The sequence below is a fragment of the Streptomyces sp. NPDC048671 genome, assembly GCF_055587045.1.
The window spans coordinates 77,712-90,093 of record NZ_JBVJHB010000026.1 but is presented as its reverse complement, the minus strand read 5'-3'; the positions used below and the strand labels follow the sequence as shown (position 1 = coordinate 90,093).

13 protein-coding genes are annotated in these 12,382 nt (G+C 71.6%); 2 read left to right on the top strand and 11 right to left on the bottom strand.

The genetic code is table 11. The features are described 5' to 3' along the window. Positions 1–410: 410 nt before the first annotated feature. On the bottom strand, positions 411–1,445 hold the full coding sequence (locus ACZ6S6_RS35690; RefSeq protein ID WP_362966462.1) for a GlxA family transcriptional regulator: 1,035 nt from the start codon (positions 1,443–1,445) through the stop codon (positions 411–413). Positions 1,446–1,519: 74 nt separating this feature from the next. On the opposite strand from ACZ6S6_RS35690, the gene ACZ6S6_RS35685 reads away from it, so the two are divergent. Then, positions 1,520–2,107 carry a cysteine hydrolase family protein gene (locus ACZ6S6_RS35685; protein WP_362966460.1) on the top strand — a complete coding sequence of 196 codons (588 nt, stop codon included), beginning with the start codon at positions 1,520–1,522 and terminating at the stop codon, positions 2,105–2,107. A gap of 1 nt (position 2,108) precedes the next feature. Here ACZ6S6_RS35685 and proC read toward each other — a convergent pair whose 3' ends face one another. The 10 genes from proC to ACZ6S6_RS35635 form a co-directional block, all read right to left on the bottom strand. Continuing rightward, positions 2,109–2,918, bottom strand: coding sequence for a pyrroline-5-carboxylate reductase (proC, locus tag ACZ6S6_RS35680; protein WP_469709164.1), 810 nt, complete (start codon positions 2,916–2,918; stop codon positions 2,109–2,111). An 83-nt stretch (positions 2,919–3,001) separates the two neighbouring features. Then, entirely contained in the window at positions 3,002–3,778 is a 777-nt protein-coding gene (locus tag ACZ6S6_RS35675; RefSeq protein ID WP_469709163.1) for an ABC transporter permease, read from the bottom strand. Then, entirely contained in the window at positions 3,775–4,542 is a 768-nt protein-coding gene (locus ACZ6S6_RS35670) for an ABC transporter ATP-binding protein (protein ID WP_469709161.1), read from the bottom strand. Before ACZ6S6_RS35670 ends, ACZ6S6_RS35675 begins: the two co-directional genes overlap by 4 nt. Before the next feature lie 64 nt (positions 4,543–4,606). Then, positions 4,607–5,431, bottom strand: coding sequence for a class I SAM-dependent methyltransferase (locus tag ACZ6S6_RS35665; protein WP_469709159.1), 825 nt, complete (start codon positions 5,429–5,431; stop codon positions 4,607–4,609). Between the two features lie 65 nt (positions 5,432–5,496). After that, positions 5,497–6,069, bottom strand: a complete 573-nt coding sequence (locus tag ACZ6S6_RS35660) for a hypothetical protein (RefSeq protein WP_469709157.1) — start codon at positions 6,067–6,069, stop codon at positions 5,497–5,499. Between the two features lie 69 nt (positions 6,070–6,138). Then, entirely contained in the window at positions 6,139–6,585 is a 447-nt protein-coding gene (locus tag ACZ6S6_RS35655) for a hypothetical protein (RefSeq protein WP_362966448.1), read from the bottom strand. A gap of 169 nt (positions 6,586–6,754) precedes the next feature. Further along, on the bottom strand, positions 6,755–8,605 hold the full coding sequence (ilvD, locus tag ACZ6S6_RS35650; protein ID WP_362966446.1) for a dihydroxy-acid dehydratase: 1,851 nt from the start codon (positions 8,603–8,605) through the stop codon (positions 6,755–6,757). Positions 8,606–8,714: 109 nt separating this feature from the next. Further along, on the bottom strand, positions 8,715–9,338 hold the full coding sequence (locus ACZ6S6_RS35645; RefSeq protein ID WP_362966444.1) for a TetR/AcrR family transcriptional regulator: 624 nt from the start codon (positions 9,336–9,338) through the stop codon (positions 8,715–8,717). Continuing rightward, positions 9,335–10,162: a sugar phosphate isomerase/epimerase family protein gene (locus ACZ6S6_RS35640; RefSeq protein ID WP_362966442.1), complete on the bottom strand. Its 828-nt coding sequence runs from the start codon at positions 10,160–10,162 to the stop codon at positions 9,335–9,337. Before ACZ6S6_RS35640 ends, ACZ6S6_RS35645 begins: the two co-directional genes overlap by 4 nt. 94 nt (positions 10,163–10,256) lie before the next feature. After that, a complete protein-coding gene (locus ACZ6S6_RS35635; protein ID WP_362966440.1) occupies positions 10,257–11,207 on the bottom strand; it encodes a Ppx/GppA family phosphatase in 951 nt (316 codons plus the stop codon). Between the two features lie 199 nt (positions 11,208–11,406). Here ACZ6S6_RS35635 and ACZ6S6_RS35630 point away from each other — a divergent pair, with 199 nt between their 5' ends. After that, positions 11,407–12,246 (top strand): DUF3109 family protein, encoded by an 840-nt coding sequence (locus ACZ6S6_RS35630; RefSeq protein ID WP_362966438.1) that lies wholly within the window; start codon positions 11,407–11,409, stop codon positions 12,244–12,246. Positions 12,247–12,382: the final 136 nt, after the last annotated feature.

Here is a 12,382-nt window from a genome sequence, read left to right as displayed (position 1 = left end):
TCTGGGGCTTTCCTCCGGGCGCTTCCCTTCGGTCTTGCGTTTCCGACTCTATCAGACTCTTTCGTGTCCGATTCCCGGTCGAAGCGGGCCTCGCAATTTTCGCTTTCCAGTTCTTCGCTTTCGCGTTTCCCTTTCCGGCGAGTCCGACTCTATCAGATCCTTTCGGGCCTGATTCCCAGTCAGTGGGGCTTGCCTTCCCGGCCGTTGGGCCGTTCCGACGAGTGAGACATTAGCGGAATCCAGGGCCCCGACGCTAATCGGGGTCACGTTCCTTCGAACGTGGATTCCTCATTTCGCGAATGTGCACGCAGAGGCAGGCGACAGCTGTCGCTCGCTCGTTGTGGTTACTGCGGAATGGCTGTCCGGGGACCGACCGGGGTCGGCGCTCACTTCGGACAACTCGGAGCACATTACGGATGCGGGTCGGGCGTGTCAACCCCAGGTCCTGCCGGGCTGTGGTGGAAGGCCAGGCGGTAGTCACGGGGGCTGGTGGACAGGTGGGTCGCGAAGTGCTGGCGCATGGTGATCTCGCTGCCGAAGCCGGTGCGGCGGGCGACCTCGGGCAGGGGGAGATCGGTGCGCTCCAGGAGCTTCTGAGCTGCGGCGATGCGTTGGGTGATCAACCAGCGCAGTGGAGCGGTGCCGGTGGTCGCCTGGAAGTGGCGGGCGAAGGAGCGCGGGGACATGCCCGCGCGGGCGGCGAGGCCGGCCACCGTGTGCGGTTCGGCCAGATGAGTCAGGGCGAAGGCCCGTACCGCCGCGAGGGCGTCGGCGTCGCGGTCGGTGTGCGGGGTGGGGTGCTCGATGAACTGCGCCTGGGTGCCGGTACGGAACGGAGCCGTGACCATCGAACGCGCGATCGTCGCCGCGGCCTCCGCGCCATGGGTCATGCGGACGAGGTGGAGGCAGAGATCGATGCCCGCCGCCGTGCCCGCGGATGTCCAGAGGTTGTCGTCGTGGACGAAGAGGGCGTCGGGAACGACCGTCACACCGGGGTGGTGGGTGCGCAGGAGGTCGGTGAGGTTCCAGTGGGTGACGGCCCGCCGGCCGTCCAGGAGCCCCGCCTGGGCGAGCGTGAAGGCGCCTCCGCAGAGGGCGGCGATCGGTGTGGCGCGGGCATGGGCGTGTCGGAGCGCTTCGAGGACCGGCGCGGGGGCCGGCGTCAGGTGGTCGTCGAGGCCGGGGACCACGATCAGGTCGGCGCGGGCCAGCCAGGCGAGCGTGCGGTCGGGGGCGAGCGAGAGGCCGCCGCGCAGCGGGATGGGGGCGGGGGCGGCAGCCGTGCGGCGCAGGTCGAATGCCGGGACGCCCCGGTCGGTGCGGTCCACGCCCCAGACCTCCGTGATGACCGAGACGTCGAACGCGCGGATGCCCGGAAAGGAGACGAGCGCGATCCGGGACGGGGCCGGGGGCGCGGCCGGGGCGGGGCTCGGGGGCGTGGCCATGCTGGCAGTAAAGCATCGATCGATGGCTTTTTGACCTCTGGGACGCCGGGGGCCGGGGCGGCAGCATCGTAGCCATGGATATCGCGGAGAACGCAGCGCTGGTCGTGGTGGACGTGCAGCAGGGATTCGAGGAGGCGGAGTACTGGGGGCCGCGGAACAACCCATCGGCGGACCGGAACATCGCCGGGCTGATCGATGCCTGGCAGTCGAGCGGGCGGCCGGTCGTGTTCGTACGGCATGACTCGCCGAAGCCGGACTCGCCGCTGCGGGTGGGATATCCGGGGAACGACTTCAAGCCGTACGTGGAGGAGCGGCGCGGAAAGGGCGGTGGGCCCGAGCTGTTTGTGACGAAGAGCGTGAACTCGGCGTTCTACGGGACGCCCGATCTGGGGGCGTGGCTGAGCGCGGGCGGGGTGCGGCAGATCGTGGTGGCGGGGATCCAGACCAATATGTGCGCGGAGACGACGGCGCGGATGGCGGGGAACCTGGGTTACGAGGTGTTCTTCGCGTTCGATGCGACGTACACCTTCGACGGGGCCGGTCCGTGGGGGTGGACGCTCGGCGCGCAGGAGCTGGCGCGGGCCACCGCCGTGTCGCTGCACGGCGGTGGGTTCGCGGAGGTGGTGCGCAGTGCGGAGCTGATCGCGGCCGCCGCGCGGTAGCTCAGCCGTTGCCGGAGGCGAGCTCGCGGCTGCGGTCGCGGGCGGCTTCGAGGGCCGCGATGAGAGCGGCGCGTACGCCGTGGTTCTCCAGTTCGCGGATGGCGCTGATGGTGGTGCCGGCCGGGCTGGTGACGGCTTCGCGGAGCTTGACCGGGTGTTCGCCGCTGTCGCGGAGCATCACGGCGGCGCCGATGGCGGCCTGGACGATCAGGTCGTGGGCCTGGGCGCGGGGCAGGCCCAGCAGGATGCCGGCGTCCGTCATCGCCTCGACGAGGAAGTAGAAGTACGCGGGGCCCGAGCCGGAGAGCGCGGTGGCCGCGTCCTGCTGGGACTCGGGGACGCGCAGGGTCTTGCCGACCCCGCCGAAGATCGCCTCGGCGGTGGCGAGGTGTGCGCCGGTGGCGTGGCTGCCCGCGGAGATGACGGACATGCCCTCGTCGACCAGGACGGGGGTGTTCGGCATGACGCGGACGACCGGGGTGCCCTCGGTGAGGCGGTCCTCGATGAAGGCGGTCGTGATGCCGGCCGCGGCACTGATGACCAGGCGGTCGGCGGTGACATGGGCGGAGAGCTCGTCGAGGAGGCGGCCCATGTCCTGGGGCTTGGCGGCGAGGATGAGGATGTCGGCGCGCCCGGCGGCCTCGGCGTTGCTGACGGAGTCGACCCCGTAACGGTTGTGGAGCTCCTCGGCGCGCTCGGAGCGGCGGGTGGTGACCAGCAGGTTCGCCGGGCGCCACCCGGCCCGGATCATGCCGCTGAGCAGGGCCTCGCCGATCTTGCCGGTGCCGAGGACTGCGACTGTCTGGGTCATGCGGTTCACCCTCCGGGCGGTGCCGGCGGCTATCGATGCCGGCTGTTCTCGGTGCTCGTGCCCGCCATCCTCGCACCGGCCCGTCAGGTGGTGCGGCGGCGGAGGGTGGCCGCGCCGAGGGTGAGGACCAGGAGCGCGCAGCCCGCCACGATCACGATGTCGCGGATGAAGTCTCCGGTGATGTCCGTGTGGTGCAGGACCTGGTTCATTCCGTCGACGGCGTACGACATGGGCAGGACGTTCGAGATCGCTTCGAGGACGGGTGCCATCTGGTCCCGGGCGATGAACAGTCCGCAGAGCAGGAGCTGCGGGAAGATCACGGCCGGCATGAACTGGACGGCCTGGAACTCGGACGCCGCGAAGGCCGAGACGAACAGGCCGAGCGCCGTGCCGAGCAGGGCGTCGAGCAGGGCGACCAGAAGCAGCAGCCACGGTGACCCGGTGACGTCCAGGCCGAGGACCCAGACGGAGAGGCCCGTCGCCAGGAGGGACTGGAGGACGGCGACGGCGCCGAACGCGAGGGCGTAGCCCGCGATCAGGTCGCCCTTGCCCAGCGGCATGGCGAGGAGGCGTTCGAGGGTGCCCGAGGTGCGTTCGCGCAGGGTGGCGATGGAGGTCACCAGGAACATCGTGATCAGCGGGAAGATGCCGAGCAGTGAGGCGCCGATGGAGTCGAAGGTCCTGGGGCTGCCGTCGAAGACGTACCGCAGCAGCGTGATCATGACGACCGGGATCAGCAGGAGCAGCGCGATGGTGCGGGGGTCGTGGGTCAGCTGGCGCAGGACGCGGGCGGCGGTGGCGAGGGTGCGGGCGACGCTGAGGGGTGAGGTGCCGGTGGCCGGGGTGGTGGTCGTGCTCATCGGGCGTTCTCCTGACGGGTGGCGGCCGCGTCGACCAGGTGGAGGAAGGCTTCTTCGACGGTGTCGGTTTCGGAGCCGGCGCGCAGTGCCTCGGGGGTGTCGTCGGCGAGGATCTCGCCCTCGCGCATCAGGAGCAGCCGGTGGCAGCGCTCGGCCTCGTCCATGACGTGGGAGGAGATGAGGAGGGTGGTGCCCCGTTCGGCGGCGAGGCTGTGGAAGAGGCTCCACAGATCGCGCCTGAGCACCGGGTCAAGACCGACGGTGGGTTCGTCCAGGACGAGGAGTTCGGGGGTGCCGAGCAGCGCCACGGCGAGGGAGACGCGGGTGCGCTGGCCGCCGGAGAGGGTGCCGGCGAGGGCGTCGCGGTGGCTGGTCAGGTCGACCTCTGTGATGGCGTGGGTGACGGCTTCGCGGCGGGCCTCCCGGTGTCGGCGGCCCGGCTGGAGGATCGCCGCGAAGTAGTCGAGGTTCTGCCGGACGGTGAGGTCCGTGTAGACGGACGGTGCCTGGGTGACGTACCCGATCCGCGGCCGGAGGGCGGGATGGCCGGCCGGGCTGCCCAGGACGTCAAGGGTGCCGGTGACTTTGGCCTGAGTGCCGACGACGGCCCGCATCAGGGTGGATTTGCCGCAGCCGGAGGGGCCGAGGAGCCCGGTGATCCCGCCCCGCTCGACGGTGAAGCCGAGGCCCTTGAGGACGGTGCGGTTGCCTCGTACGACGGTGAGGCCGCGGGCCTCGATGGCGACGCCCGAAGAATTCATCATGTGATGAATATTGTCCCGGCGGTGTCCTACCGTCAAGGGACCCGTGGCCTCCGCGCCTCCCGGTTCAGCGGATGGCCACGCTCAGCTCGACGACGTACGTCTCCTCCACCGTGCCGTCCGGGAAGCGCCGCGCGAGGTGCTCACGCTCCTCGGAGAGGAAGCGCCGGGCGAGCTCGTCGCCGAGGACCAGGAACGCGGAGTGGCTGCCGAGGTTGGAGAGGTGGGTCGTCAACGGGACGCGCCGGGTCCAGGGCACGCGACGGTGTACGAACGTGAGCTCGGGCGGCAGGTCGCGGGGGGACACGGCCGAGCCGTGGGCACCGACGTTCACCGCCGCGGGCCCGGCCACCTCGGGCAGCTCGGCGGCGAAGAAGGCGAGCAGCCGCGCGCCCTGTTCGGCGATCCAGGGGACGGCGGAGTCGGCGACGTTCCACCACAGGGCCAGCGCACCGCCCGGCCGCAGGACGCGCATCGCCTCGGGGGCGGAGCGGGCGGAGTCGGTCCAGTGCCAGGACTGGGCGTACGTGATCAGGTCGGCCGAAGCCGCGGCGAAGGGCAGGCGGTTGCCGTCCCCCCGGACCAGCGGGACGTCCGGCAGGGTCCTGCGCAGTTCCGCCGCCATCCCGGGGCCGGGTTCTACGGCGACGACGTCGGCGCCCCGGTCGTGGAGCCGGCGGGTCGAGATGCCGGTGCCCGCGCCGACGTCGAGGGTGCGGGCGCCTCGCAGGGGCCGGCCGGCGAGTTCCTCGACGGCGTCCAGGAGGGCGTCCGGGTAGCCGGGGCGGGCCGCACTGTACTGGGCGGCGGCGCGGTCGAACGACAGGGCGCGCGGGGGTGCGGGCGAGGGGCGCGGAGACGGGCTGGGGTCCGGGATATCCGTAGTGGCCATGCGCCCATGGTTGCCTCCGCGCGGCTGCCGGAGCCAGGCATTTCGCGGCGTCGCGGAGGGGCGCCCTACTTGCGGCGGGGCTTCTTCGCCCTGGCCGTCTTGCGGGCTGCCGGATTCCCGGTCCGGGCGGAGCGCCGCTTCGCGTACCGGACCTGGGCCGCCTCGTACTCCGCGCGCCGGAGCTTCTCGCCCGGCGCCTCGGTGAGCGTACGGATGAAGTAGGCGAGCAGTCCGCCGATGAAGCCGATGGTCTTGAGGCCGCGCAGATTGTCCTCGCGGGCAGGGTCGGCCGGGCGGCTGCTGAAGCCCTCCCAGGTCTTGCGGAAGGCGATCGCGCTGCAGACGGCGAACATCAGGACCACCAGGAGGCCGACGAAACTGCCGACGTCGGCGATCTCCAGACCCTGGTAGGCGAACCGCAGCACGAAGCAGGAGGCGGCGGCCGCGGCGAGCGATCCGACGGCGACCCCGGCGCGGCGCAGACCGTAGTTGCCGTCGCGGGCGACCCACGTCGTACCGAAGAAGCGGATGGGCTCGGGCTGCGGACCGGAGGCGGTCGCGGTGGCGCCGTCGGGCGCCGTCGCGGACTCGGCGGTGCCGGGCGCGGTGTCGTCGGGGGTCTCGCTGTTCTCGCTCACGAGGTCGATTGTCCCAGGGCCCGGACGGTGGCGCTGCGACCGCTCTCACGGACGCAGCGCCGTCGCGCGTCAGCCGCAGTGACTCCACGGGCTCGTGTACGAGTACGTACCGCCGCCCACCTCGATCATGCCGCCCCACTTCACGCAGTGGCTGCCGGCGGCGAGCCGGACCGGGCCCGCGTACGAGGAGTACGTCCCCTGGTCCTTGGCCTGGTCCTTGCCGTCCCCGTCCACGTCGAGCCAGGCACCGGTGGTCAGCGCCTGACCGTTGGTGGCGGAGGCGTGGAAGGTGACGACGCAGTTGTACTTGGTGGTCGCGTTGTAGAGCAGGTAGACGCGGGCCAGTTCGACGGACGAGTCCCGGAACGCGTGCGAGTCGATCTGGGTGTACCCGGATCCGCAGACACCGGCCGGAGTGGCGGCGGCCGGAGCCGCGCCGGCCGGGACCGCACCGAGGGCCGCGAGGGCGGCGACGGCTGAGACGGTGACCACTGAGCGCTGTACAGAAGTACGCATACTCCCCCAATCATGATCATGCAGGACAAGGGTGCGAGCTTACTGCGATCACCTGGTCACAGGGAGTAGCTTTTGGGCCATGGCGGGACGCGTGGGACGCCTGTGGTGGCGCTCCGGGGCCCGGACATGGGTCCGGCCCCTCACGGGGAGGGGCCGGACGCGGAGTTGGTCAGCCGAGCCTGGAGACGTCGCGGACGGCGCCGCGGTCCGCGCTCGTCGCCATGGCCGCGTAGGCGCGCAGCGCCGCCGAGACCTTGCGCTCGCGGTTCTTCGGCGCGTACACACCGTTCAGCGCCTCGCGGCGGGTGGCCAGCTCGGCGTCGGGGACGAGGAGCTCGATCGAGCGGTTCGGGATGTCGATCCGGATCCGGTCGCCGTCCTCGACGAGCGCGATCGTGCCGCCCGACGCCGCCTCCGGCGAGGCGTGGCCGATGGACAGGCCCGACGTACCGCCGGAGAAGCGGCCGTCCGTGACCAGTGCGCAGCTCTTGCCGAGGCCGCGGCCCTTGAGGAACGACGTCGGGTACAGCATCTCCTGCATACCGGGGCCGCCGCGCGGGCCCTCGTAACGGATGACGACGACGTCGCCGTGCGTGATCTCCTTACGGAGGATCTTGTCGACGGCGTCGTCCTGCGACTCGCAGACGACCGCCGGGCCCTCGAAGGTCCAGATCGACTCGTCGACGCCGGCCGTCTTCACGACGCAGCCGTCCACGGCGAGGTTCCCCTTGAGGACCGCGAGGCCGCCGTCCTTGGAGTACGCGTGCTCCAGGTCGCGGATGCAGCCGCCGGCCGCGTCCAGGTCGAGGGTCTCCCAGCGCTCGGACTGCGAGAAGGCGGTCGCGGAGCGGACGCAGCCGGGGGCCGCGTGCCACATCTCGACGGCCTCCGGGGACGGCGAGCCGCCGCGGATGTCCCAGTTCTTGAGCCACTCGGCGAGCGTGTCGGAGTGCACCGAGTGCACGTCCTCGTTGAGCAGACCGGCACGGTGGAGCTCGCCGAGGATGGCGGGCATGCCGCCGGCCCGGTGGACGTCCTCCATGTAGTACGTGCCGCCGGGCGCCACGTTCGGGGCGACCTTGGAGAGGCAGGGGACCCGGCGCGAGACCTCGTTGATGTCGTCGAGGTCGTACGCCAGCTCGGCCTCCTGGGCGGCGGCCAGCAGGTGCAGGATCGTGTTGGTCGAGCCGCCCATGGCGATGTCCAGCGCCATGGCGTTGTCGAACGCGGCGCGGGTGCCGATGGCGCGCGGCAGGACCGTCTCGTCGTCCTGCTCGTAGTAGCGCTTGGTGATCTCCACGACCGTGCGGCCGGCGTCCTCGTACAGCGCCTTGCGGGCGGTGTGCGTGGCGAGGACGGAGCCGTTGCCGGGGAGTGCGAGGCCCAGGACCTCGGTCAGGCAGTTCATCGAGTTGGCGGTGAACATGCCGGAACAGCTGCCGCAGGTCGGGCAGGCGTTCTCCTCGATACGGAGCATGTCCGCGTCGGAGACGCTCTCGTCGACCGCGTCGCTGATGGCGTTGATCAGGTCGAGCTTGCGGACCGTGCCGTCGACGAGGGTGGCCTGGCCGGCCTCCATCGGGCCGCCGGAGACGAAGACCGTGGGGATGTTGAGGCGCATCGCGGCCATCAGCATGCCCGGGGTGATCTTGTCGCAGTTCGAGATGCAGATCAGTGCGTCGGCGCAGTGCGCCTCGACCATGTACTCGACGGAGTCGGCGATCAGGTCACGGGACGGGAGGCTGTAGAGCATCCCGGCGTGGCCCATCGCGATGCCGTCGTCGACCGCGATGGTGTTGAACTCGCGGGGCACCGCGCCCGCGGCCTTGATCGCGTCGGAGACGATCCGGCCGACGGGGGCGAGGTGGGTGTGGCCGGGGACGAACTCCGTGAAGGAGTTGGCGACCGCGATGATCGGCTTGCCGATGTCCTCGCTCGCTACGCCCGAGGCCCGCATAAGGGCGCGGGCGCCCGCCATGTTGCGGCCGTGGGTGACAGTGCGGGACCTCAGCTGGGGCATCGTCTCTCGCTCCTTCGACAGTAAAGACTGATTCCGAGCGTACGCCTCCGCGCCAGGATGTGGACAGGGTGTCCGGAATCCGGGATCGGGGATCCCGCGCCGGATGGGGTCAGTCCTGCGCCAGGTAGCGCTGGAGGGTGGGCGCCACCATGGCGATGATCTTCTCCGGGTCCGCCGACGCCAGGGGCTCCGCCCGGATCACGTACCGCAGCACCGCGATGCCCACCATGTGCGACGCGGCCAGCTCCGCGCGGAAGGTGGCGTCGGGGACCTCCACCTGCTCCGCGATCCGGCCCAGCAGGCGCCGCAGCACGAAGTCGCGCAGGACCTTCGCCGCCGCCTCGTGGGTCATCGCCGAACGCATGACCGCCAGCAGGGGGGCCCGGGACACCGGGTTCTCCCACACCCCGATGAAGTAGCGCGCCAGCCGCTCCCCCAGGTCCTGCGTGCCGCCGCCGAGGACGTCCGCGATCTCCAGGGCCGGCTCGAAGGAGACCTCGATCGCGGCGGCGAAGACCTCGTCCTTGGTACCGAAGTAGTGGTGGACCAGTGCCGCGTCCACGCCGGCCGCCTTCGCGATGCCGCGGACCGACGTCTTGTCGTAGCCGCGCTCGGCGAATTCGGTGCGGGCGGCCTCCAGGATGCGGGTGCGGGCATCGGGGCCGGCCGTCGCCTCGGTGCGGGAGGGGCGGCCGCGGCGTCTGGGGCTCGCGCCGCCGTCGCCCGCCGTCATGAGCGCGGCATCCGGGCGGAGGACGACGCGAGGTGCAGCCGGGTGAAGGCCAGCGCCTCGGCGAGGTCGGCCTCGCGTTCCGCGGTGGACATCGCCCGGCGGGTGTTGACCTCGACGACGACATGGCCGTCGAAGCCGGTACGGGCCAGCCGCTCCAGCAGCTCGGCGCAGGGCTGGTCGCCCCGGCCGGGCACCAGGTGCTCGTCCTTGCCGGAGCCCTTGCCATCGGCGAGGTGGACGTGGGCCAGCCGGTCGCCCATGCGGTCGACCATCGCCATGCCGTCCGTGCGGGCGGTCGCGGTGTGCGAGAGGTCCACGGTGAAGTGCCGGTAGTCGTCGTTGGTGACGTCCCAGTCGGGGGCGTACGCGAGCATCTCCCGGTCCCGGTAGCGCCACGGGTACATGTTCTCGACGGCGAACCGCACATCGGTCTCGTCCGCCATCAGCCAGATCCCGGTGACGAAGTCACGCGCGTACTGCCGTTGCCAGCGGAACGGCGGGTGGACCACGACGGTCGACGCCCCGAGCTTCTCCGCGGCCACCCGCGCCCGCTGGAGCTTGACCCAGGGATCAGTGGACCAGACGCGCTGGGTGATCAGCAGACAGGGGGCGTGAACGGCGAGAATCGGCACCTGGTGGTACTCCGAGAGGCGGCGCAGCGCCTCGATGTCCTGGCTGACGGGATCCGTCCAGACCATGACCTCGACGCCGTCGTACCCCAGGCGCGCGGCGATCTCGAAGGCCGTCGCCGTCGACTCCGGATAGACGGAGGCCGTCGACAGGGCGACCTTCGCATCCGGGATGCGCACCACTGGTTCTGCCACGCAGCCAGCGTACGGGCCGCGGTGCGGTGCGCCGAGAGAGCCGGGCGGAAAGTGAGAAGGGCCATGGCCCTCCCGCGACCGTCCGCGGCCGCCGTCAGGCCAGGACCACCGCTCCCTGCGCCGGCAGGTGGTCCAGGCGGCGCAGGATGACGCCCTCGCGCAGCGCCCAGGGGCAGATCTCCAGTTCCTCGACGCCCAGGAGGTCCATGGCGCCCTCCGCGACCAGGGCCCCCGCCAGCAGCTGGGCGGAGCGTCCGTCGGAGACGCCGGGCAGGCCCCCGCGCTCCTCGGCGGTCATCGCGGCCAGCTTCGGCACCCACTCCTCCAGGGCCTTGCGGCTGAGGGTGCGCTGCGCGTACAGCCCCTCGGTGGAGCGGGCGGCGCCCGCGATCCTGGCGAGCTGCTTGAAGGTCTTGGAGGTGGCCACGACGTGGTCGGGGCGGCCGAAGCGGGTGAACTCGCCGACGCTGCGGGCGATCCTCGCCCGTACGTGCCGGCGCAGCGCCTTGACCTCCGCCGGGTCCGGCGGATCGCTCCGCAGCCAGCCGGCGGTGAGCCGTCCGGCGCCGAGCGGCAGCGACACCGCGGCGTCCGGCTCCTCGTCGATGCCGTACGCGATCTCCAGCGAGCCCCCGCCGATGTCCAGGACCAGCAGCTTGCCCGCCGACCAGCCGAACCAGCGGCGGGCGGCGAGGAAGGTGAGCCGGGCCTCCTCCGAACCGCTGAGGACCGCGAGGTCGATGCCCGTCTCGTCCCGCACCCGGGCCAGCACGGTGTCGGCGTTGCTCGCCTCCCGTACCGCGGAGGTGGCGAACGCCAGGACGTCCTCGCAGCCCTTGTCCTCGGCGGCCTGGGCCGCGTCGGCGATCGTCGCCACCAGCCGGTCCACGCCGAGCGGGCCGATCGCGCCGCCCTCGTCGAGGAGCTCGGCCAGGCGCAGCTCCGCCTTGTGCGAGTGCGCGGGCAGCGGGCGGGCGCCGGGGTGCGCGTCCACCACCAGCAGATGAACCGTGTTCGACCCCACGTCGAGGACTCCGAGTCTCATACGACGAACGCTACTGCGGCGGTCGGTTCGGACCGACCGGCGCATGGGGGTGGAAGAAGGAGCGGGGCCGGGTGCGTGCGGCCGCGAGGCGGAGGACCGAGGCGACGCGGAGCGTTGTTGAGCGACGACAACGCCGCAGGTGCGCGTGCCCAGCCCCGCGACGCCGCCCCCATGCGCCGGTCGGTCTTACTCTGGGCGCGTGCCAAAGACGAAAAAGGCGAAGCCGGACAAAGTCACGAAGAAGCAGAAAACGAAGCAGGAGATGCGGCAGCCGGAGACAGAGGGGCCCAACGGGCCCGACGAGACGGGGATCGACTTCGCGCGAGCGTGGGTGGAGTTCCCGGACCCCGCCGACGACGAGCAGGTCTTCCGCTGCGACCTGACCTGGCTGACGTCCAGGTGGAGCTGCATCTTCGGCAGCGGCTGCCAGGGCATTCAGGCGGGTCGCGCGGACGACGGGTGCTGCACGCTGGGCGCCCATTTCTCGGACGATGACGACGAGAAGCGGGTGGCCGGTCATGTCGCCCGGCTGACCCCGGACCTGTGGCAGTTCCACGATGTGGGTACGGAGTCGGGCTGGGTCCAGACCGATGACGACGGGGAGCGCCAGACCCGGCGCTGGGAGGGTTCCTGCATCTTCCAGAACCGGCCCGGCTTCGCGGCGGGGGCCGGCTGCTCGCTGCACATCCTGGCGCTGCGGGAGGGCAAGGAGCCGCTGGAGACCAAGCCGGACGTGTGCTGGCAGCTGCCGGTCCGCCGTACGTACGACTGGATCGACCGGCCCGACGACACCCGGGTGCTCCAGGTGACGATCGGTGAGTACGACCGCAGGGGCTGGGGTCCCGGCGGTCATGACCTGCACTGGTGGTGCACCTCGGCGACGTCGGCGCACGGGGCCGGGGAGCCGGTGTACGTGTCCTACCGCCCCGAGCTGACCGAGCTGATGGGCAAGGAGGGATACGACCGGCTGGCCGGGCTGTGCGAGGAGCGGCTCTCCTCGCTGCTGCCGATGGCGCCGCACCCGGCCGATCCGGTGTAGCCGGGCGTCCCGACGGGCCGGTCCGGTGTAGCCGGGCGTCCCGACGGGCCGGTCCGGTGTAGCCGGGCGTCCCGACAGGCCGGTCCGGTGTAGCCGGGCGTCCCGACAGGCCGGTCCGGTGTAGCCGGGCGTCCCG